Raw genomic sequence first — 24,452 nt, forward strand, 5'->3', positions numbered from 1 at the left:
CGGCTCTTATCATTCAACTCATTACAACATTCCTATTACGGTATTGCCAGTGTGCAAATAGATCAGGCTCTCTTTTCTTCACCTCAGCTAGCCACATTTCTGCTTTCTTTCTGTGTCCTCGAAACCTTTTGAATTTACACATTGCCCATTTGACCAATCGCCTATCTACACAGTCTAATGAATACTTGGTCGCCTGTGGATTGTATTTGCAAAAATAATTAATCCATCCTCTAATGATAGGATTTATCACTCCGGCAATCATATCCGTTTTGCATCCTGTTTTCTTATGTATCTCCAACGATTTTATCTTCTCTCGAAAAGCCTTATTTGAATTCTTGCTAGCTGATGCTATAAAGTTTACACCTGTACTGCCATTTTTGTATTTAATGAATACTCCTTTGAATGTGTACCCAAGAAAGTCAAATTCGCTCTTTGAGTAGTCCTTCTTTCTGTCTCCATCTTTACAGTACACAATTCTGGTTTTGTTTGGATGCAATTCTAGTAAACAGGCTTGCATCCTTTCATTAAGCGATTTCAAAATCTGTATTGCCTTTTCTTCTGTCCTACAGTGTACTACAGCATCATCTGCGTATCGCTCAAACGGTGCTTCCGGGTAGTTTTTCACCATCCATACATCGAATACGTAATGCATAAACATATTCGCCAGAATTGGACTAATCACCCCACCTTGAGGTGTCCCAGAGGTTCTCTCAATGGTCGTACCATCTTTTAGCTTGAATGGTGCTTTTAGCCATCTTTCCACATACAATCGTATCCACGGTTCTCTAACATGTCTTTTAACCACTCTCATTAACAGTTCATGGTCTATATTATCAAATAATCCCTTGATATCCAGCTCTAAAACAAAATCATACTTCCAACATCTTTTTCTTGCCTGTCCTATCGCATCTATAGCAGATTTGTTAGGTCGATATCCATAGGAGTTTTCGTGAAACATTGGCTCTACCACTGGCTCTATATACATTTTGGCTACCATCTGTGCTATTCTGTCATGGATTGTGGGTATTCCTAATCTCCTTGTTCCTCCTGCTTTCTTCGGTATTTCTACCGCAAGCACGGGCGATGGAAAGTAACTACCCGAACTCATCCTATTCCAGATTTTGTACAGATTGTTTTTCAGATGCTTCTCAAACTCTTCAAAGTCCATACCATCAATTCCAGCACTTCCTTTGTTAACTTTTACTCGCCTATAGGCTTCTTTGACTACTTTTTTAGGAATATTATATGGTTTGCTCTCTTGCATCAAATCCTCCTGTTTCCAGTTGTTATCAACTTCAAGCTGAATGATGACACCCCTTTGCTCCATTCCCATTACAGTAACTTCATCGCTACTACGAGTGTCTCCGCCCCTATACCACACATCTCTATTTTCAGCCTCACCTTTCTGTGGCTTGCGCTTTTTCGATTTACATTATGGTATAGGTTCCCACGTTTCACAATGGTGCCTGTTATATGCTCATGCCACCTTCATACCGTCTGTCAAATAGCCAGCTTTCCAGGTTGCCGCTATTCTTGTCCCCACCCAGTTCTGAAAGGTAGGTTTTGACAGCACTCACGCTATCGATACTTCTTCAGCGGTTCACTTTCGTTCATCTTCATATAACTCACATGACTGTTTTGACAGCCTTTTCCCTAGTTGCTCACTACCATGGCTTTTGACCACAGCAGCATAGGGTTGTTTGGTGGATCTACCTGTATAGTCCCCACCGAAGGACCTTCCTTCATCACCTTTGTGCCTTTCGTGGCACACCGGAACCGGACGAGCCCTATTAAGGCATCCGGCTCTTCATAGCAGCATTTGCCTAACAATTAGCCATATATATTCACATAAATTCTTGCCCTAGCAAGTGGGAATCGTTCCTCGAGCTTTGCAAACTCTTCCCAAATTAGGCTCTTCTTCTGGCTTCTGCGATTGAGCACTTCAAACAACTTGCGCCGTATGCGGTATCCAAACGCACCAATTCCGCTGCTGTTGTCGGTCACCCCATAGTAGCGGAAGTGCCCAACCAGCTTGGAATTTATCTGTTTGATTAAGTCTCCTATCTCAGTATGCATATTATAATGGAGCCATTCAGCGAAGACTTTTAGTTTTACTTTAAATTTCTTTCTGCTGGTTTTCCTTTTGACGCGGAATTTACCTATCTTGCTTTTGCTACAGTAGTGCGTGAATCCTAGAAAGTCAAATGTCTCCGGTTTTCCTTCCCCTCGTTTGTTCCGTCTTTCCTCGGCGAAGCGTCCAAATTCGATCTTCTTCGTTTTCTCCTCTGCGATCTCTAGGTTGAACTTCCCCAATCGATCTTTCAACTTCCCATAGAAAGCTTCAGCATCATCTTGGTGTTGAAAGAAGCAAACAAAGCAAGTAGACCTAGGGAACTTCCCCCTAAGTCTCTCTCAGAACTGTACGTGAACCTCTCAGCTCATACAGCTCCCATTATCCAGCCGTTGGCAGTATCCCAAATTTCCAGTGTGCAAACAGTTTTCTATCACGCTTTGCTATTTCTCCAAGCCAATGTTCAGCTCTTTGTCTTGATTTTCGATTCTTGTATTTCTTGCGAACCCAGTAAACAAGACGTCCATTAATATATCTTAATACTTCATATATCTCTGATTTATAAAAATGCGTGTAGTAATTAATCCATCCCTGTATTTGGCTATTGAACATATTTGCTATGTCCAATAAGTCCTTATCCGGTTTCAACTGCAACTTCCACTTTCTAACTACTTTTCTTATGGATTTCTTCGCCTTTTCTCCCATTGCTGGCAGAAAGTTAGTGAAGAACTTTCCACATTTATTCTTTGCATGTCTTGGTCTGAATGTATATCCCAGAAAATCAAAAGAGGTGTATTCATGATTTCCTATTCGGTCATCATCTTTACAATATACAATTCTTGTCTTATCCAAATTTAATTCTAATCCAAAACACTCAAATCGTTCCTGTAGTCTGCGTTGCAAATATTTCGCTTGTTTAAGAGACACACAGTGTGCAATTCCATCATCCGCATATCTTGCCCACGGTATTGCTGGAAACTCTTTCGTCATATAATCATCAAATACATAGTGTAAAAATAGATTGGCAAGTACAGGACTGATTACCCCACCTTGTGGCGTTCCTGAAGTTCTTAGAACAATCGTTCCATCCTCCATTTGAAACGGTGCTGTCAACCACCTTTGTACATACAGAAGAATCCATTCTTCTTTTGTTTGGTGTTTTACCATTTCTATTAAGTAATCATGTCTGATGTTATCAAATAGACCCTTTATATCAAACTCTAAAACCCAGTCTTTTCTCCAACACCTTCTCCTTGTTACTTCTATTGCCTGTATTGCTGATTTATTCGGCCTGTATCCATAGGAATCTTCGTAAAATATCGGTTCCACGCATGGCTCAAAGTATAACTTCGCTACCATCTGCGCTATCCTGTCCTCTACGGTTGGTATTCCTAAAATACGAGTTCCACCATTCTTCTTTGGAATTGCTACTGCCTTTACAGGTTTCGGGAAATAACTTCCTGACGACATTCTATTCCAAATCTTATAGAGATTATTATTTAGCTTTCTCTCAAAATCCTCAATAGATTGCTCATCCACTCCATAGGTTCCCTTATTTGCTTTCACTCTTTCATAAGCAGTAATTACTGCTCTTTTGGAAATACTGTATGGCTTTGTTTCTTGCATAAGTTCCTCCTCCTTTCAAAGTTGACTTATTCTTGAAACTGAATAATTCGGGTTCTTCGCTCCATTCCCATTACAGAAACTTCATCACTACTACAACCCAATCTGCCCCCATGACTGCATTGGTACTCTTATCTTGCGGTTCTTCCGCTTGATATACTCCCTTAACATCAGCCCGTGGGTTCCCACGTTCCGTACAGACGCCTGTATTAAGTTCATGCCACCTTTATGCCGCCCACCGTCTAGGCAGTAAACAGGTTTCCCCTAGACTTATCCCAGATTAACGACTACCCCCTGGTTTTGATGGAATCTCTACGCTATCGACATTTTCGTAAGTGGTTCATTTGTTCATTCATCTCCTTAATACGCACTTGACAGTTTTATCACTGCCTTTTCCTTAACGCTCAATACCATGGATTTTGGCCACAGCACCTTAAGGTAGTTTGAAACCTCCACCTGTATGGCGATTTCGGTGGACCTACCACCATCATCTGTACAGCATGGCTGCCTTCAAGTAGCTACGCTACTTGGACACTCCTTCGTGGCGCACAGTCGTCAGCATACCGTATTAGGTATGCTTTGCCTCTGCATTCCCGCTTTATCTTCACAGTAAACCACAAGTCCAGTACATAATGCAGGTATACATTCGCCAGTGTCGGTGAGATGACTCCCCCCTGCGGCGTTCCTGTGTCTGTCTCGTGTTCTACGCCCTCCTCTATGACACCAGCTTTTAAGAAGCGCTGTATCAGTCGCAGTAGATTCGGGTCTTGGATGCGATCTTTCAGGAACTTCATCATCCACCCATGGTCGACGTTGTCAAAGAAGCCTTTGATATCTGCATCCACCACATAGCTGACCTTCTTGGTTTCAAGAATTTTAGCAACTTCCTTTAGCGCGTCGTGGCAACTTCTCCCTGGCCTGAAACCATAGGAGCAGTCGAGAAATTCCGGTTCGTAGATGACAATCAGGATTTCATTAAGGGCTTTCTGCACCAGTTTGTCCTCATAGGCGGGTATTCCTAGCGGTCGTTTTTTTACCATCAACTTTTGGGATGTAGACTCTCTTTGCGGGTTGCGGCTTATACGCTTGCCGCTTCATTCTTTCCAGGAGATCAGTAATGTTTTCTTGTAGCTTTTCGCCGTATTCTTCTTTGGTTACAGCGTCAACGCCGACTGCTTTGTTTGCCGACAAGACACTATGAGCTGCTTTCAGGCTTTCCTCATCAATTGCATGGATAAGGGTTTGCAGTTTGACTCTTGGTCTTTGTTTGGCTAGTTCGGCTATCCTTGTTAGTTTTGTTTCCAATGTTTCTCTCTGCCTCCAGTGCAGCATTGTTTCCCTTTTCAAGGGCACTGTTATGTTACGCCCTTCCTTCTGCGGGCATTACCCCACTTCATCAGTACTATGGCGTAATCCGACTCCCTGCCGTCTATTTGACTTCCTCGTCTTCAACTTGTCCGCCATACTCGTTTGGAGGGCGGCAGGGTCTCCCAAGTTCACACGGAGTAACGATGTGTAGCATGCCAAGACCTACGATCCCGGGGCGCCAGACTTAACTCGCCTTATCGCTAAGCCTAGTATTGTCTTCTGCTCGTCCCATGCATCGACCATTCCCAAGAGGAATTTCGGGATTCTACATCTTCAGCTTGCGCTTTCGGCCTACTACCTCTCCTACCTACGCTTAGACCTGGCGTTACCGCTTCAGTCCCAAGGCTGGATACTGGGTGAATGGCTACTCCTTCCCAGGCGGGATTCTCACCCGCTATACTCCGTGCGCTTCTTGGCGCACGGGACGGTTCTATCGAGTTACACTTTGGAAATTACAGTTTGACTCACACCTGTCACTCTTGCTATTTGCCGCGTTGACACACCGTCTACTTCTTTCACTCTTCTTATTATCGCTTCTCGTTTTATTCTTTCCATATTTTGCAATTCAGTAGCCAACTTAACATTTGCATACTTTTGTATCATTTTCTTGATGTCTTCATCTGTTATTCTTTTTGCTTCCTTAATTTCAATACAATTATCATCAGCTTGTTCATTCATATACTTTTTAAAACTGGTGATAGATTTTTCACGCTCTTCAGCAAAAACGGGGGTCCGGGGGTCAGGCTTGATTTATTTAAACAATTGACTTATTTTTATTTAATTTCCTTACTACCAACCTTAGCTTGCCAAATTCTTGTAATATTGGCTGGATCAATCTGTAACAATTTGGCCAATTGCATTTTTGTCATTATACTCCTATTAATCGCTTCATAAATTAATCGTTTCCTAGCAGCTACCACTTGTCGTATTCGACACTTCCCAATCAATTTTTCTTGATTTACCTCTTCTTCTACAGTAATTTTCGCTACTAGTTGTTCCCACATTAGCTCTGTTTGCCCTTTTTCCGTTTCCGCTTGCAACCAAGCTTTTTGAGTCTCTTTCTCTTGTTCTTTTTCATCTTTATACTTCGGCCTATCAACAGCAGTTCCCACTAAAGCCAAATATTTCGTCATTGCTTCATTAGGCTTAATGCTCAATATATTCAATATGAATTCTACATTTACTAATCCCTGTAATCTGCTAACATATGCTTGATGACTGCTCCAGCTATAGTTAATTCCCTCCAGAATATTTGCTTTTACTGGATTTTGATGAATATAACAAATAAGAGCCATTATATAACTCTCTTCCTCACAAATAAATGCCTTGTAGCGTTGTTCAAATACATGTCCACTGTGTTTGTGATGCCAATTGTAATATTGCGTATATCTTTGTTGAATACCTTGCATAATTTTTGCTAATGGATCTTTACCTACTTGAAGCAGTAAGTGAACATGATTGTCCATTACAACATATGCGTACAATTTAAAGTCATATCTTTCTTTATAGTCAGCTAGAATCTTTAAATACTTCGCTTTATCTTCCTCTGACTCAAATACACGGTCTCTATTATTTCCTCTGGCCATTACATGATATATTGCATCTTCATAGTGTACTCTTGGTTTTCTTGCCAACCATCTCACCTGCCAATCTTACTTGATCACAGCTTAGCAAACTATTAAGTATAAGTCAATTCCCTTATAACTCAAGCCTGACCCCATTTACTCTCTATTGCATCTTCATAGTGTACTCTTGGTTTTCTTGCCAACCATCTCACCTGCCAATCTTACTTGATCACAGCTTAGCAAACTATTAAGTATAAGTCAATTCCCTTATAACTCAAGCCTGACCCCATTTACTCTCCTACTTGTGGCTCAAAATAGATTTTGGCAGTCATTTGCGCTACTCGGTCTGACACCGTGGGAACTCCGAGTATACGTTTTCCTCCATCCTTTTTAGGAATTTCTACCGCTTTAACGGGTGGGGGAAAATAACTACCAGAAGACATTCGATTCCAAATCTTATAAAGGTTCTTCTTCAGATCTGCCTCAAAATTTTCTAAGCTTTCGCCATCTATTCCAGCCGCTCCCTTGTTCGCTTTGACTCTCTGAAACGCCTCCAGCACTATGTTTTTGGAGATTTCATATGGCTTTGCTTTGTTCATTGGTTCCTCCCTTATCGGTTGACCATAGTTCAAAACTGGATAACACAGCCCCTTCGCTCCACTTCAATTACAAAGTTTCATCACTACTACAGGCCATTCCGCCCCTGCGCCCCGCATCAGTACTTTCGTCCTTGTGGGTCTTCCACTTGGAGTTTTCCCTTAACATCAGGGAACAGGTTCCCACGTTCCTAACCGAAGCCTGTACCACGTTCACGCCGCCTTCATGCCGGCCACCATCTGGACAGTAAACAGGTTTCCTCCAGATTTATCCCGGGCCAACGACTACCTCCCGGTTTTGATGACGTTCCTACGCTTTCGACACGTTATCAGCAGTTCACTTGTGTTCGTCTCCATTGGTACATACCTGACGAAGTCTAGCTTCGCCTTTTCCGTAACGCTCACCACCATGGCTTTTGACCACAGCAACTTACGGTGGTTTGGAGCCTCCACCTGTATAGCGGCTCCGAGGGGCCCACCCTCATCTACGGTCAAGCATGGCACTCGGACTGCTATGCAGTCCTTTGCCTTCGTGGCGCACAGTCATCCGCGTAGCGGATGACTTGCGGTTTCCAGGTGAGCCACTGCCCTGCTATCTTTTTCTGAGTAGGAAACATCGCTTCAATTTCTGTTTCTAATCCGTGCAAAGCTACGTTTGCTAGTGAAAACAAAGGGACAGGGACCCTGTTTCAGGCCTTCCAAATCTTTGTGGATGATAACCCCGTTATGCGTGCTATCTGGCGTATATTCGTGCCGACAACTTCTTTCATTACTTTCAATATTGCGTCTTGTTTTTCTCTCGGTTCATTGCAAATTTTTACTGCGTCAATTCCAAATTCCTGTCGGATCATTTGTCGAAGGTCATCATCACTTACATTAACCTTGATCCTCGGAACTCAATGGAACCGTCCCTTTGAGTTTTTGTAGGTGGTAGTTAGAGATACTCTGATTCACGAGGTTTGATTTTTAAAAATTATCAATAGGTGATATTATCCATTTGTTGTTCGTTCACTAGAGGGCATACAGGGAACAAAGCGAGGTCAACGGATTTTTTACGTCCGTTGACCTCTTCTTTTTTTACACAGATATTTATTCTCGTTCATACCCAATGTCAATTTCAGGGTACAGTTGTGGCACTTCTATAAGATTATACTCTATTGTTAAGTTTAGAAATCAAATGAATCAGCACATTCAAAATCATTTTCACAAAGCATATTTTTCTCTGAAAGCATCTCCATAAAATATTGTATGGTATCTTCTAAAGCCTCTTCAATTGTATTCCCATGCCCAACGCCTGGAAACCCACAACCAGAATCATCTTTCAACAAAAGATTTGTATATCCTGTGTATTTCCCTTCAACATCTTCATATATTTTAATTTTGAATTTACTGTATGGAGTTTTATTTAATTCTCCAATTTCAAACTCACCTACACATTTTCTTATATTTGCTATTCCGTCAATTTTTATTTTTTTCCATAAATCCATAATTTATCACCTCAAACCAAATGAAATAATAGTTTTGTCTGGAGCTAAATCTATATATTTCCCGTTTTTAACGTATCGATAGACACCTTCCGTTGAACCGGGGACTTGATATGATTGAGCTCCTCTTAAATTTTGCATAAAACCTTCAGCCTTGTTCAAATATTGCGTAATGCTCGTTGCACCAACCTCATTCCCGTGCTTCATAAAGTGCTCAACCAAGCTCTCTGCACTATTTCCAATACTTCCAGATCCCCACTTATTTAAATTTAGTGTGCTCAGTTCATTAACTTGGGATTCGGTTAAAGTGTAAGCTTTATTACCATCACCAATAAGCATCTTATAGTTCCCATCTGGCATTTTGTATAATGAAGTGTTTTCAAGTTGACCACTAATATGGGCTTTCATTGCACCAACATCATTACCAGCTTTACCCGACTCCTTAGTAACGGTATTACCAAATTCAGAGAATGAAGTAACAGATTTTCCTGCTGCACGTACTGCTGCAAATGTACTTCCTATATCTACTAGTAATTCAGCGGTCTTGGTTCCCCGCTCTTCTGGATCGGTTATCGTCTGTAACTCATCATACTGCGTTTTCCATTTATCTAACGTAACTTGATATACTTTGCCACCAATATTTACAGTAGTATTAACAATTCCTTCATTCCATGCAGATTCTAATTGACTTGGGATACTAGAAAGCATTGCATCAATTTGTTTTGGATCACTTTCTAGCATAAATTTAGGTATTTCATCAACTTTATTCTTTATGCCTTTCCCAAAACCTATTGCATATTCTTTAGCCTCTGCATACGTATATCCCTTGCTTCCATTGAACGTTATAGATGATATACCAGGAGATAAATAGGCGTCTGTTCCATCAAGGTTTACTCCTACCTTTTCAAACCAGAGTCCATCAAGTACTAGATTTCCATTTATGTCAAATTTCCCTATTGCATTTCCTGATGTTCACTTTCCCATTTTTGATCTTGTTCCTTATCAATTTTCTCGTATTCCGCTTTTATAGTAGCTTTTTCTTTTTCCTTTTCTTCAGGCGATTTATTACTTTTATCCACCTGATCGAGTTCTTCAAGCATTTTGCGATATTGTTCATGGCTCAAGTAGTTATTCTTCGTCTCACTAACTGCTACACTTGCTCCTGTCTGTGCATTACCACCTATTACTTTAGCAGAGGCTGCACCTACAACCGCACTAGCCCATTGCAGTAATGCTGGATCTTTTATATTAGCTAATTCCTTCATCACAAGTTGTGTTATACCACCACTGGCAGCGCCTGACAAGAAGTCTCCACCACCTAGTTTAGCCATTAAGCCACCCACGAAGAAATCGATAGCAGCCTTTTCAGAGCTACCTTCTTTTAACTTAAGATTACCAACTGCTTTAAATACTTCTTCACCAAATACCTTAGCTAATTCTTGTTGTTCTTGAACAGTCTTTTTGTCAAAGATTTTACCTAACACATTCAAAGAATTATTAGTATCACGGCTCAAATTGCTTAGGTCTTGCGTTTGGTTACCAGTAATTGTGATTGTACCAGGAGCTATTGCTGATTTAGTGGTACTATCGGAATCTCCTGAAACCTTTACACCAATATTAGGAGTGAGTCCAGCATCTTTTTTCTCGGCGCCTTTTCTTGTATCAAGGTTAACCCCTGAACTACTCGCGCTGTACTCCGCCTTATTTTGAATATCGGAGTAAGTAAGTGTACCTGTAGAAAGTTTGTTTTTATCTGGAATCGCGTCACTGGCAATGACCGCACCTTTCAGGTCGGTGTTCTTACCAACGTGGATATCGAAACCGCCTTCGCCGGCATGGATACCTGCTTGTTCTGTAACGCTGGCATAGGTGGAATCTGTTTTTCCCTTGCTTACAGAACCTGTTATACCACCTTTAGGTCCTGTGCTAATTCCAAATCCACTGCTTTGATTCTTCGAGGTATAGTCGTCTGTATCCTGCTTGCTGACGATGTTTAAATTTCCATCAACATTAGCGACTACTGTATCACCCTTTACTTGGGATCCAATGATATTCGTGTCTGCGCCTGATTTAATTTTCAAGGTATCATTGGCATCAATAACACTTCCCGTATTGGTGGTAGCATTTTCGTTTTCTTTGCCGCTCCCTTTACTTACATTACCAAAGAAGCCGCTTCCTATTGTTCCACCAAATGCCCAAGAAGATGAGCTCGTATTCGTAGTTGTCTGCTGTTTGTTTTCTGCCGCACCAATATTAATGTTTTCTGCAGCATCTAATGTGATATTCTTTGCGTTGATATTCGTTCCTTTAAGGTTGACATCATCTTCTGTAGCTTTTATGGTGACATCTCCACCGGCATTCATATTAGAGGTATTAACGGTTTCTGTATGCACTGTTTGCTCAGAAGTCATTTTAGTGCTGCCAATACTGATACTGACTGAAACATCTTTTTTTAGATTTTCTTTTGATACACCTTTACTAAGTTGATCATTAATTTTATCTAGATCCTTGATCGCTTTATAATCATAAAGGGCTTGCAGACGTTCATCTTCCACTTGTCCTGAACGCTCGATATTGTTATAAGCACTTGTAGCAGTATTAACAATACCGCCGCCCAATGACACACTAAGACCACTTTGCTTAAATTCATACTTGGTTTGACTGTCATAGGTGTCTACAGTGTTATCAATGGTAACCTCTTTGCCAGTGATGCTTAAGTCATTACCGCTGACAAAAGTCGTCCCTTCGCTATTTACTTTTTCTCCTGCTGTAATAGAAACATTACCATCAATGGATCCTATGGTACTGCCAACTTCACCAAGGGTTTGCTCCTTGGTTGTCGTCTTCGTACTTTGGCTGCCAATGGTGAAACCTAGGCCACCACCACTGAAGAGACCGGATTTCTTGGTATAGGAGTAGTGTTCATCTGCGCCAGTTTCTGCGGCACTTGTAATAGTAACATCATTTTGAGCAGTAAAGGTAACATCATTTGTACCGACTACATTACTGCCTTTTACGGTCAGGTCATTACCAGATATAACAGCTACTGTGTCGCCGGAGATAGTACTGCCTACGACTTCATTAATTAAGGCATGATTCATTGTATCAGTAGTTTTGCTAGATAAGAAACCACTCTTTTTTTTGTGAGTAACAACAAGGGATTCATGCTTCTCGGTCACATCCTGAATGGTTATATCTTTATCAGCAGTAATTTCTACTTTGCCATTGTCACTGGCAATATGACTGCCTTCGATATTGATATTTCCTTCAGTGGAATTAATTTCTGTACTGCCTGGAAGATGCCCTGCGGTAATCGTGACTTTATTATCACCTTGCAAAGTAGTACCAATAACCGTTTCGTCATCTGTTTTAGTTTTTTTCCAGCCGTGCCTAATATCTATGGTTTGGTCCGAAATAGTTTCGTCTTTAACTGCAGAAATATTGATATTCCCAACGGCAGCTATATCCAAGGCATTACCTGCAGCAACTTGTGCACCTTGCAGGTTTGTGTCTCCTGTAGATATGATGCTTACATTATTTCCTGCAGTAATGTTACTAGCAACGTTAGTAACATCACTAGTAGTACTTTTAAATTTAGCGCTACTTCCATATCCATGAAATCCATTACTCTTTACGGGCATTGCAGAAATATCCGTATTTGAGATTCCAATTGCTTCTAATGCCGATGTTCTATTTAGAATCGAAGAACCATGTACTTGAAGACTGGAAGTATCTTGCACAGAGGTCACTGTAAGATTTTGGTTTGCAGCGATATCAATATTTTGAACGGCATTTATTTGAGTGCCTCGCAAATTAATATCATTCGCTTTCAGAGTAATATCACTGCCAGACTCAATATTACTTGCGACGTTCGTTGTTTTATCATAGGAAATATTTGTATTATTGAAATTCCGAGGACTTGTCGTTGCAGCAGAGCCATTCTCCCGATTTTCTACGCTGCTGATCTCTAGGGTATTCCCTGCCGATATTGCTACAGCCTGTCCTGCTTTAACTTGCGCCCCCTGCAATGTGATATCTTTTTGGGCAGTAATTGTAAGATTATCCCCAGCCTTTATACTACTGCTGATACTTGTTGTTGTTTCAGAAGAAACTTTCACATTACCTAAAACGGTTTTCAATTGCTGCTGATGCTCTACGCTTGTTATTTCTATATTTCTTCCTGCATTCAAATCAATTTCTTTACTTGCCGACACTTGTGCTCCACTGATTAAAATATCCCTGCCAGCTTGCACTGTAAGACCATCTTTTGCTGCAATGGTTCCGATTTGGTTCACCAGGGTTGTTTGAATAGGCCCAACATTCACTGCAGAAACAAGTGTCTCATTTATAATGTCTCGTTTAGCGGAAAGATCTAATTGCCCACCGGTAATCATACCACTTTGATTTATAATATCTTGTGTGGCAGTCAGTTTTGTCATGCTGCCGCCATCAATGACGCCGCCACGGTTGATAATATTGGAGGCAGTGATAGCACTTTGCGTATCAGCATGAATGGTACCGCTGTTCGTAAGATTGCCTGTTGCTGTAATGTTAATTGTATCTCCCGTAATCAGTGCGCCTGTTGGTTTTAAATCACTATCGCGAACTTGAGAAAGATAAACAACTGGCACTAAAACTTTCTGGCCATCTACTTCCCGTTCTTCTAACCATATGATATCCGAGGTTAATTGCTTCATTTGTTCTGAAGTCAGAGCAACACCAACATGAAGATTAAATTCTTGTGCATAGGTAACGCCATTATTCATGAGCGTTTTAAACTCTTCTTCACTCGAAACTGATGAATCTAAGCTACTGCGGCCAGTAAGATTGGTGATTTGTTCACGAACTAATTTTTGCTCATAAAAACCATCTCCAAGGCGTTTTTGCGTTTTTTCCGGATCAGAAGTGATTTTTTGCAGCATATAGTCGCTAGAAGCGAAATTCTTATAACTCGTAAAATGAGTATTCGTCTCCACCAGGTATTTGTGTTCTGGCTCAGTGTGAATCGTAAATAGCCCACTCGTCGGCACGATAAATTCATTGCTACTAGGGCTGCCTTTGCCAATGTTCATTATTTGGGGATCGGACGGCAAACTTTTTCCTGTGCCGTCAACGTTAAGACTGGAATTTTGTTCTTGTACTACTGTACCAACTGGGATGCCACTATTTCCTCCTGGCGTTACTGAAGGATTCTTGGTTTCCGTTGGAACATCTATATTTCCTCCTGCTGTAATGCCACTAGCAGTATTACTTACAGAAATGCCTAAACTATTTCCCGGCATCACCGTGTTAGTATTGTTACTTATAGAAGTACCTATATTTTTCCCCGTGGCAATGCCGCTAGTCGTACTACTTACTGAAGCCCCTGAATTACTTCCTGGAGTTACCGTGTTTGACTTGTTACTTACTGGATTGCCTATATTTCCTCCCACTGTAATGCCACTAGACGTATTACCAACTGGGATCTCAATATTCCCTGTTGGTGCTACTGTCGTAGCCATATCTCCAACAGGAGCACCGCTAGGCTGGATCGTCTGATTTGTAATCGTTTGTGCCTGAATTGTTACTCCTTGGCCGCCACCATATAAAGAGGTATAGCCAGGTAGTTGTTCAGTAGTTTCATTATGACTCGGAATTGTCTCATATTCATAATAATCTATTGTATCCCAAGAATAATCATTCTCATATCCCCCACTATGACCACTCCTTCTGTAAAAATGCTTACGATAGACTGCTTTACTATCATAAGTAGTTACTCGAGAGCTTCCCACTGCTGTATTATTAATCGAACCTGCAACTGTATTCAAAATTCCATTTGCTAATATCCAACTTACCTCGTTATTCACGCTATTAGCTCTTAAGGTCATATTTCCCCCTGACATAATTTTGCCCAAGGGTGAGTCTTTAACTACTCTAGTTTCCGCTACAGTTACAGTATCGGTTTGGTCTTTATTTACATATGTTACTCTTACAACATCCCCGCCCGCCCAAGGTACTTCATAATAATAGATGGGTAAAAGGCTCTTTTCCTTGTGCCATGTAAATCCCTCATCACGGTCATACGATTCATAGTAACCACCGGAAATATCATTTCCAGATTTAGCAACCGGGACAGCTGCTGTTTCATGAGTTGTGTTCGTTGAAACCACTGTCTGCTCTGTAACAAATTCTCTTTTTTTATTTGTTATCTCATCTGCATAGATACTAATATCCTTCTCCGCTTCAATATTGGCTGATTGGTTCAGTACATTACCAGTACGATTAATGTACTCCCCAATACTATTTTTGTCTTTACTACCTGCTATTGCAATATCACCCATACTGTAAATACTGGCATCGTCCTTATTCTCAACTGCAGTACGAGCATAGAGGCTAGCATTTCCTGTAGTTGCAATTACAGCAGAAGAACCTTCATTGGTTATTTTATCTGCTGTGACGATTAGGTTATGACCGAATATTGCTCCTGTATTTTGTATGTTATCTCCAGAAATATTGACTGCATCACCTTCGATGGTGCCTTTATTTATGATGCTGCCTGTTGCATTGGCTGTAAGTGTATTGCCGCTGGTTAAGATACTTTCTGTATCATTTAGGATACTGCTGCCAGATACATTTACATTTTCCACTGCCCCAATTGTTCCCTGATTGGTAATCATACCAGTGGTAGTCATCCTCAGATTTCGATTCGCTTTAAGTTCATTGCCTTTCTCATTCGCATAATCACTGTTTAAGCTAATATTTAAATCCTGACCAGCAATAATTTGACCAATACCTTGTATACTTTGAGCCGTAATATTGCTGTCTTTATCTGCCCCAAGCTTACCGCCATTATTATTTACAGCTTTAGCCTGTAACACTAAGTCACTGCCTGCACCAATAGTACCACGGTTATTATTTAAATCGGCAGCACTTTGGCTAAGTTCAATATTTTTCTTGGCAATGATCTTACCATCTATATTATTAATCCCCTTTGCCACAGAGATAGCTAGATTACCTTCCGCCAACACTTGTCCTGTCTGATTATTAAAACTCTCTGCTTCTAACCTTACATTGCCATTACCACCCATAAGTCCGGATTGATTAACAATCCCCTCAGTAACAACAACTTTCATATCACTATTATCCACATTCACAATTCGCCCATTTGCATTGTTTAATGACTGTGCTGTTAGATTTAATCCTTTATTCGCCTCAATGTTCCCTTCCTGGTTATTAACCAAACCTTGTGCAGTGATTTGAATTGTATCATCAATGCTAGAAATGAATCCTTTGCTATTATTAAATGTAGATGCAGATGTAATATCTAAGCGCTTTTGTGCTGCAATTATACCATTCTCATTATGAATACTCTTTGTTTTAAGATTTATTTTACTGTTACTTGCTACTTTACCATTATCATTTTTAAAATCATCTTCAGTGTGTATCCATAATGTCCCAGTGCCAGCATGTTCTAGTTTTCCCTGGCTATTAATCAGGGAATTGGCTTTGATTTGAATGGATTCCCCATTGGTGAATATTTCACCGCCAGTATTGTCTATGCTGTTGTTAGCCGTGAGATTCGTGGTCCCTAGCCCAATTTGCGTCAGGTTGCCACCTTGGTTACTAATTCCATCTGCCGTAAGAGTTAGCTGACCAGCCTTGATTTCTCCTTTTACCTGGTTTGCATCTTGGTCGTTGCGAATGGTTCCGCTGGCAATTGCCGTCAGCGTACCAGCGGTCTGCAAGGAAGCACCCGTATTGTTAATATCTCCGGCTACGGCAGTGAGTTCTGCACTGCTGCCAGCATAGGTCGTGCTGCCAGAAAGATCGATTGCACCCGCTTTCACCTTGAGATTACCAGCTGCCAGATTTCTGCCATGAGTCGTCACTTTATCTGTAGCCATAATCGTCAGGTCGCCACTGCTGCCCACCGTTCCATTGGTTTGAATCCCAGCACCGAGAATGCCCGCAGAAGTTACGGTCTCAGCCGTCATACTGGTATTCTTTCCGGAAAGGATGGCACCGGAATTTTGCAGGGTGCCAACGGTTGTAAGGGTGGTATTGCCTCCAGCATATAGTTCACTGTAGTTAGTAAGGCCATCTTGGGCATTTACCTGGATACTCCCATTTGCCGAAGTGCTGCCTGACAGGAGTACTTTTCCTGCACTAGTCAGCGTTAGGTCACCGCCACTGGCAATTGTCCCATCATCTTTCACATCACCAGCTGCAAGGTTGCTGTCTATGCCACTTGCTGCGGCAATGGTCAGATTACTTTGGGCTGTAATTTTACCGCTCTGGTTGCTTAGATGTTTAGCAGTTATCTCTACCTTACCGTTGCCACCGATAAGACCTGACTGATTCTGTATATCTTGGCTGGTAGTAACTTTCATATTGCTCGTCCCGAGACTCACAATACGCCCTTTCTGGTTATTCAGAGATTGAACCGTAAGGATTAAACCTTTACTGGCTTCGATTGACCCTTGTTCATTATTTACAGTCCCCTGGGCACTAAGAAGGGTATCACCGCTGCTAGTGATTAAGCCTTGGCGGTTATCAATTGCACTTTGAGAAGTAATGTCAATGTTTTTAGCAGAGATTATCCCCCTGGTATTGTCTATTTCTTGGGATGTGAGATACAACTGTCCATTGGTAGCCAGCTTGCCATCATCATTTTTATAATTTTCTTCAGTTTCTACCGACAGCAAACCTGTGCCAGCATGCTCTAGTTTTCCCTGGCTATTAATCAGAGAATTGGCTTTGATTTGAATGGCATCCCCATTGGTGAATACTTCACCGCCAGTATTGTCTATGCTGTTATTAGCCGTAAGATTCGTAAGCCCTGACCCAATTTGTACCAAGCTCCCCCCTTGGTTACTAATCCCATCTGCCGTAAGAGTTAGCTGACCAGCCTTGATTTCTCCTTTTACCTGGTTTGCATCTTGGTCGTTGCGAATGGTTCCGCTGGCAATTGCCGTCAGCGTACCAGCGGTCTGCAAGGAAGCACCCGTATTGTTAATATCTCCGGCTACGGCAGTGAGTTCTGCACTGCTGCCAGCATAGGTCGTGCTGCCAGAAAGATCGATTGCACCCGCTTTCACCTTGAGATTACCAGCTGCCAGATTTCTGCCATGAGTCGTCACTTTATCTGTAGCCATAATCGTCAGGTCGCCACTGCTGCCCACCGTTCCATTGGTTTGAATCCCAGCACCGAGAATGCCCGCAGAAGTTACGGTCTCAGCCGTCATACTGGTATTCTGTCCGGAAAGGATGGCACCAGCGTTTTGCAGGGTGCCGGAGGTCGTAAGGGTGGTATTGCCTCCAGCATATAGTTCACTGTAGTTACTAAGGCCATCTTGGGCATTTACCTGGATACTCCCATTTGCCGAAGTGCTGCCTGACATGAGTACTTTTCCTGCACTAGTCAGCGTTAGGTCACCGCCACTGGCAATTGTCCCATCATCTTTCACATCACCAGCTGCAAGGTTGCTGTCTATACCATTTGCTGCGGCAATGGTCAGATTACTTTGGGCTGTAATTTTACCGCTCTGGTTGCTTAGATGTTTGGCAGTTATCTCTACCTTGCCATTGCCACCGATAAGACCTGATTGGTTCTGTATTTCCTGACTGGTAGTTACTTTCATATTGCTCGTCCCTAGACTCACAATGCGCCCTTTCTGGTTATTCAGAGATTGAGCGGTAACGATTAAACCTTTACTGGCTTCGATTGACCCTTGTTCGTTATTTACAGCACCCTGGGCACTAAGGAGGGTGTCGCCGCTGCTAGTGATTAAGCCTTGACGGTTATCAATTGCGTCTCGGGAAGTAATATCCATATTTTTTGCAGATAGGATTCCTCTAGTGTTGTCAACTTTCTGCGCGATAAGGTGCAGCTGCCCATTAGTAGCCAGCTTACCATCATCATTAGTTACATTGGTAATAGTTTCTACTACTAAATTTCCTGTGCCAGCATGCTCTAGTTTTCCCTGGCTATTAATCAGGGAATTGGCTTTGATTTGAATGGCTTCCCCATTGGTGAATACTTCACCGCCAGTATTGTCTATGCTGGTGTTAGCCGTGAGTGTCGTAATCCCTGACCCAATTTGAGCCAGGCTGCCACCTTGGTTACTAATTGCATCTGCCGTAAGAGTTAGCTGACCAGCCTTGATTTCTCCTTTTACCTGGTTTGCATCTTGGTCATTACGAATGGTCCCACTAGAAATGGCTGTTAGTGTACCAGCCGTCTGCAAGGAAGCACCCATATTGTCAATATCTCCAGCTGCAGCAGTTAGTTCTGCACTACTGCCAGCGTAGGTCGTACTGCCAGAAAGATCAATTGAACCTGCTTTCACCTTGAGATTACCAGCTGCCAGATTTTTGCCATGAGTCGTCACTTTATCTGTAGCCATAATCGTCAGGTCGCCACTGCTGCCCACCGTTCCATTGGTTTGAATCCCAGCACCGAGAATACCCGCAGAAGTTACGGTCTCAGCCGTCATACTGGTATTCTGTCCGGAAAGGATGGCACCGGAATTTTGCAGGGTGCCAACGGTTGTAAGGGTGGTATTGCCTGCAGCATATAGTTCACTGTAATTAGTAAGGCCATCTTGGGCATTTACCTGGATACTACCATTTGCTGAAGTGCTGCCTGACAGGAGTACCTTCCCTGCGCTAGTCAGCGTTAGATCACCGCCACTGGCAATTGTCCCATCGTTTTTCACATCGGCGGCTGCAAGGTTACTGTCTATCCCATTTGCTGCGGCAATGGTCAAATCGCCCTGCGCCGTAATTTGACCACCTTGATTGCTTAAATCTTGTGCAGTAATATCAACTTTCCCATTGCTGCTGATATTTCCAGACTGATTTTGAATACCTTGGCTGATTTTCACCTGCATTCTACTAGCATCCAAATTGGCAATTAGCCCGCTTTGGTTATTTAAGCTTTGAACGTTGATACCCATACCTTTCTTGGCTTCTATGGTACCTTGCTCATTGTTCATGTTACCTTGGGCAGCAATATGTACTGTATCACTACCTTTAATCGTTCCTTGGCTGTTTATAATATCTGCCTGAGTGATAATATTGACTTGTTTTTGGCCAATGATCTCGCCTTTTGTATTGTCAAGATTTTTGGCATCTACTCGTAGTTTCCCATTTGTCGCCAGTGTGCCTTTATCATTTTGTATATTACCTATCGTTTGCACTGACAGTGCACCTGTTCCTGCATGTTGGATCTGTCCTTGACTATTCGTTAGGGAATCGGCTTTTATTTGCAATAAATCAGCGTTGGTGGCTATTATACCATTTCTATTATCAATATTTTCCAAAGCGCTAAGAATAGTTACTTCTTTCCCTAATTGAGACATGGTACCATTACGATTGCTAATCCCTTTCCCTACAAGGCTTAAGTTTTCAGTATAAATGGTACCATTGTCATTATAAATAATTCCCTTGGCAGTCGCCGCTAAATTTTTGCCGATTTGTAATGTGGCTCTGTTATGATCTATGTCCCCTGTCGTAGCGGTCAGAATTCCATTGCCGCCTGCAATCGTTTTGCTACCTGCCAAAGTAAGGGCACTCCCCGTTATCGTTAAATCTTTTGCTGCTACATTTTGCCCTTGAGTAGTTATGGTGCCACCAGCGTGAATCGTCAAGTCACCATCCTTACCCAGTTTTCCATCTTGTTGTATCCCAGCACCGATTGTGCCACTCGATTTAATGCTCTGGGCAGTTATATTCATATTCTGGGCAGTAATCAAATTAGCGGAGTTTTCTAGTACGCTTTGCGTCCAAATATCGGTTTTACCTTGTCCATACAAGCTACTGTAATTGCTGAGACCATCTCGTGCGTGTATTTGGATGTCGCCGTTAGCTGAGGTAGTACCTGACAGAAGCATTTTCCCCGTACTGGTAAGTAGTAAGTCACCACCACTAACGATAGATCCTGTATCATGTACATCGCTACTTTTTAAGTTACTATCAATTCCATTAGTTGCCGTAATTGTAAGATTATCTTGAGCGGTAATTCTTCCAGCTTGATTGCTTAGGGTTTGGGTAGTCATATTGACCTTTTTTTGCCCTATGATCTGGCCGTTTGCATTATTAAGATTTTGTGCTGAAAGCTGCAATTGTCCGTTTGTTGCCATTTTACCAGCATCGTTCTGTATATCTCCTGCCATTTCTAATGACAGTTCGCCTGTTCCTGCGTGCTGAATCTGCCCTTGACTATTTTGTAGAGAATTAGATTTTATCTGCAGTGAATCACCGTTGGTGGCTATTATGCCAGCCGTGTTATCCACACCTTCTGCAGCTTTAATGGTTGTTGTCTCTTTCCCTAGTTGCGTTATGGCACCGGAACGGTTACTAAGCGAATGGGCTATAAGGCTTAGTTTTTTAGCTTCAACATTAGCAGTATCATTATGAATGGCTCCTTGAGCAGTGACACTCAAATCTCCATTCACTTGTAATGATCCCTTGGTATGGTCCATATCACCTATGACAGCCGTCAAATTGGCGTTACCATTGGCAAGTGTCTTACTGTTTGCAAGGCTAAGAGTACTGCCTGTTATGTTTAAGTCACCTGCGGCTAAATTTTGGCCATTCATTGCTATGGTCCCTGCAGCATTGACTGTAAGGTTACCCGCAGTACCCACGGTACCATCATTTTTTATCCCAGCACCAACGATACCAATTGATTGTACGTTTTGCGCTGTAATGTTGGTACTCTGTCTAGCGGTCAAGATACCGGAATTATGTAAAGTACCGGACGTAGTAATATCGACATTTCCTTGCGCATATAATGCCTTCTGATTGGTAACATCCTCAGCAGCCGCTACCTGTATGTTGCCTGTTGCTGAAGTATTGGCAAGCAATAATTTACCAGCGCTGGTGATGGTTATATCCCCAGCTTGGGCTGCTATGGTACCTGTACTATTGACTCCTAATCCTTTTTCCGTGCCCACCATGTAGATTTTCTGGGCGTACATTCCACCTAGTTGTCCTACGTCTATGGCTACCTGGGGACTAGCAACATCACTGTCAAAGGTTTTGGTATCCATTGTTTTATAGTCTACTTTATTGCTCCCAGTAACCACGTTGAGATTCTTTGCCCATACTTGTGCATTTATGGCTACGCTGCGACTAATCAAATCCACCTGATCTACATTAGCAGCATTCATTCCTGTCCCTTGAATGGAAATCTGCCCGCCACTTACACGAAAGGCATCAAGGCTTCCGCTGCCACCAAAAACAGGAGTACCGGTAGTCAATACAGCGCGATTTGTATTGATAAAACCAAAACCGTCACCATAGATGCCATTGGGATTGGCAATGATGATATCCGCTTTTTGTCCAGCTACTTCGGTATAGCCGCGTAAGTAGCTAGGATCTTTGCTGGTGACTTCATTTAGAATAATTCGAGCAGATGGACCATGTCCAATAAAAGGATTACCCGTAATATACCCGGCTAACTGGGTTTGGGTAATGATTCCTGAATTATTGAGTATTAAGCCTCGCGAATCAACATTAAATTGTTGATACTGATTGCGAGATATCCCTGCAGCAGAGGGCTGGGTTATCTGCACTATGGGTAATCCATTGGCAGAAGTCTCCACAAGAGGTCTATTTCCTCCTGCTGCTTTTGAATCAGCAACCACTTCCGCCGCTGCGGTCATAGGCTGAGTTGCCATTAGTAGGAGCATAGTCCAAGCTACTAGCTTCTTACGCCAAATAGACTGGTTAATTAATGAAAAATAGGCTGATTTGGATGATATCATGGTAGAACCTCCTTAAGTATCACAAAAAAATACTATGGATTTATTTTTCAGATCTACTATTAAATCTGATAACTAAGCTGAAATCCTAGAGAATAAGGACTGGTTTGGTACCCTTCTGGTTTATAAAGAGGCCAACTAGTAAAGATATCATAATAAATACCGCCTTCGCTTCCACGTATACCAAGGGCTGCGCCAGCCAATTTCTTTCCTAGAAGCCACTGGGTTCCAGAGCCGCTTACTTGTCCATAGTCAAGTCCTATATAGGCTTCTTTTCCTTGGGCTACGGGCATGCTCCATTCATTGCGTATGTAAAATCCTTTTTCGGCGAGTAAGGTTTGTTCTCCATCAAAGCCCCGGACGGTGTAGCGGTTACCAATGCTGAAATAATCCGCCGTATACAGTAAGTCTTTGGTGTATTGTCCGCTAAAGGTAAAGGAATACTTCCCTTCTACGCTGCCAATTTTCATGGGAGTGGAAATTGTCGTATCTAAGGTCCAGAGTTTATAACGGGTTGTTAGGTCATTTGCTCCTCCTGTTTCTGGCTGAGCATTAAACCACGGTACGCCCTGTCGATGATCCAGCTTTACATCCAGTACTGTTTTTCCAAAGTACTGCCGGTGGCTAATGCCAATTTCATTAGCGGTAACATTCTTGCGCTGAGAATCGATTTCCGTATCGGCAATAAAACTTTTGCTATGTTTTTTTATGATGCCAAATTCCAAACTGGTCTTACTTTGTTGGTCACGATGGATAAGCCGCTGCACGCGAAATTCTGTATTGTCACTCTTTCCCGAAGAGAGAAAGGTCTCGTTGGCTCCTCTTATAGTTTGATGGTAGTTGTAGGAACTGCCGGATAAAGTAAAGGTCCAGTACCCATAGGGCACTGAAAATTGATAACTGTTTCCCCTTGTACCATATTGGTCCCCTTCTTGCTGGGCATCTTTATTGAAGGATATGTAGAAAAGATCATTGAGTCCAAATAGGTTGTCAAAAGATAAGGATGTGGATGCTTGGATTTTCCCAGTGGATTTGCTGCCAGAATCATCTAAGGAAAGGGTCATACGAAAAGGATTACTGGATTTCATGGTAATGTTGACATCACTTTCACCGGGGTTTTCTCCTGGAGAGATCTGCATATCGGCATCTTGTGAGGGTACTCGTTTGATTTGTTCTAATCCTTGCTCTAGATCACGAAGATTGAGAATGTTTCCTGGACGAGTGGGAAAGGCTGTATACCAATTGGCACGGGTATCAGGATTCGTAAAGTGAATATTTCTTATAATGCCAGGAACCAGCATCAGTTTTAAGGTACCACTTGAAAGATCTTGCTCGGGTATGCCAATGCGTGTCGTGGTATATCCGCGGGCAATTAAGGCATTGGTCAGGCGCTTGACGATGAGATTGATTCCGTCTTTGCCAATTTTCTGACCTTGATAGGGAAGCAGCATATCCTCTAGCCAAGAAAACTTTTCAACTCTATCCCCTTCTAGTTTTAGGGTATGAATCAAAAAACTGAGTTCTTCCACTGGCAGCGTTGTTTCTTGTGTCGACTTTACTTCAGGTTGCAAAAACGTGTCTTTGGATTGTTCTCGACTCCGCCTCTCTTGTGCTTCTTGCTGACTGCGGCGGCGAAGTTCTTCTTGCTGCATGCGGTTGCTTGCCTCTTGCTCTGCAGGGGTGATGGCCTGTACATTACTGAGTCCATAAAATGTTAGAATAAAAGTTACAATGATAGCATTTAGCAGATTCCACCTGCCACCAGTTGATAATCTCTTCGTAAAGAACTGTAAATCGTGCATGAAGTATTCCTCCTATTGTGACTGAAAGGATTTGCATAGATTTAGAATGATTGCAAATTCCATTACAATAAATAACGATTAAATATGGATAATTGTCCTAGAAATTAGGTCTTATTATAGATCATTTCAACTTTTACCGCCTATATCAAAAGGTATAGATGTCAAAGAAATTTCAAAGTTTCCTTATGTATGAAT

Annotated in this window: 11 protein-coding genes and 1 pseudogene; all 12 read right to left on the reverse strand. The window is 42.0% G+C overall.

All coding sequences use genetic code 11. The features are described from left to right. Positions 1-13: 13 nt before the first annotated feature. The 12 genes and pseudogenes from ltrA (JBW_RS16945) to JBW_RS17000 all read right to left on the reverse strand — a co-directional run bounded on the left by ltrA (JBW_RS16945) (position 14) and on the right by JBW_RS17000 (position 24,257). The gene (ltrA, locus tag JBW_RS16945; RefSeq protein WP_082076235.1) at positions 14-1,333 is read right to left on the reverse strand and encodes a group II intron reverse transcriptase/maturase; all 1,320 of its coding nucleotides are present in this window, start codon (positions 1,331-1,333) and stop codon (positions 14-16) included. A gap of 497 nt (positions 1,334-1,830) precedes the next feature. Continuing rightward, the gene (locus tag JBW_RS16950) at positions 1,831-2,325 is read right to left on the reverse strand and encodes a group II intron maturase-specific domain-containing protein (RefSeq protein ID WP_144408450.1); all 495 of its coding nucleotides are present in this window, start codon (positions 2,323-2,325) and stop codon (positions 1,831-1,833) included. 127 nt (positions 2,326-2,452) lie between these two features. Beyond that, positions 2,453-3,697 carry a group II intron reverse transcriptase/maturase gene (gene ltrA / locus JBW_RS16955; protein WP_007956688.1) on the reverse strand — a complete coding sequence of 415 codons (1,245 nt, stop codon included), beginning with the start codon at positions 3,695-3,697 and terminating at the stop codon, positions 2,453-2,455. 515 nt (positions 3,698-4,212) lie between these two features. After that, entirely contained in the window at positions 4,213-4,734 is a 522-nt protein-coding gene (locus JBW_RS24810; protein WP_071882498.1) for a reverse transcriptase domain-containing protein, read from the reverse strand. After that, positions 4,697-5,041 (reverse strand): hypothetical protein, encoded by a 345-nt coding sequence (locus tag JBW_RS25415; protein WP_200896998.1) that lies wholly within the window; start codon positions 5,039-5,041, stop codon positions 4,697-4,699. Before JBW_RS25415 ends, JBW_RS24810 begins: the two co-directional genes overlap by 38 nt. Positions 5,042-5,500: 459 nt before the next feature. After that, positions 5,501-5,740, reverse strand: coding sequence for a hypothetical protein (locus JBW_RS16965; protein ID WP_007954119.1), 240 nt, complete (start codon positions 5,738-5,740; stop codon positions 5,501-5,503). Positions 5,741-5,835: 95 nt separating this feature from the next. Next, on the reverse strand, positions 5,836-6,696 hold the full coding sequence (locus JBW_RS16970) for a transposase (protein WP_007954118.1): 861 nt from the start codon (positions 6,694-6,696) through the stop codon (positions 5,836-5,838). 230 nt (positions 6,697-6,926) lie between these two features. Beyond that, positions 6,927-7,226: pseudogene (locus tag JBW_RS16975) on the reverse strand (group II intron reverse transcriptase/maturase); the annotation flags it as partial. Positions 7,227-8,389: 1,163 nt separating this feature from the next. After that, complete coding sequence (locus JBW_RS24820) at positions 8,390-8,710, reverse strand: hypothetical protein (protein WP_007954116.1); 321 nt, start codon at positions 8,708-8,710, stop codon at positions 8,390-8,392. A gap of 6 nt (positions 8,711-8,716) precedes the next feature. After that, on the reverse strand, positions 8,717-9,448 hold the full coding sequence (locus JBW_RS16985; protein ID WP_007954114.1) for a hypothetical protein: 732 nt from the start codon (positions 9,446-9,448) through the stop codon (positions 8,717-8,719). Between the two features lie 212 nt (positions 9,449-9,660). Continuing rightward, entirely contained in the window at positions 9,661-22,458 is a 12,798-nt protein-coding gene (locus tag JBW_RS16990; RefSeq protein WP_052697339.1) for a hemagglutinin repeat-containing protein, read from the reverse strand. Positions 22,459-22,517: 59 nt separating this feature from the next. Then, a complete protein-coding gene (locus JBW_RS17000; RefSeq protein WP_007955932.1) occupies positions 22,518-24,257 on the reverse strand; it encodes a ShlB/FhaC/HecB family hemolysin secretion/activation protein in 1,740 nt (579 codons plus the stop codon). Positions 24,258-24,452: the final 195 nt, after the last annotated feature.

The organism is Pelosinus fermentans JBW45, from assembly GCF_000271665.2.
Classification (GTDB): domain Bacteria; phylum Bacillota; class Negativicutes; order DSM-13327; family DSM-13327; genus Pelosinus; species Pelosinus baikalensis.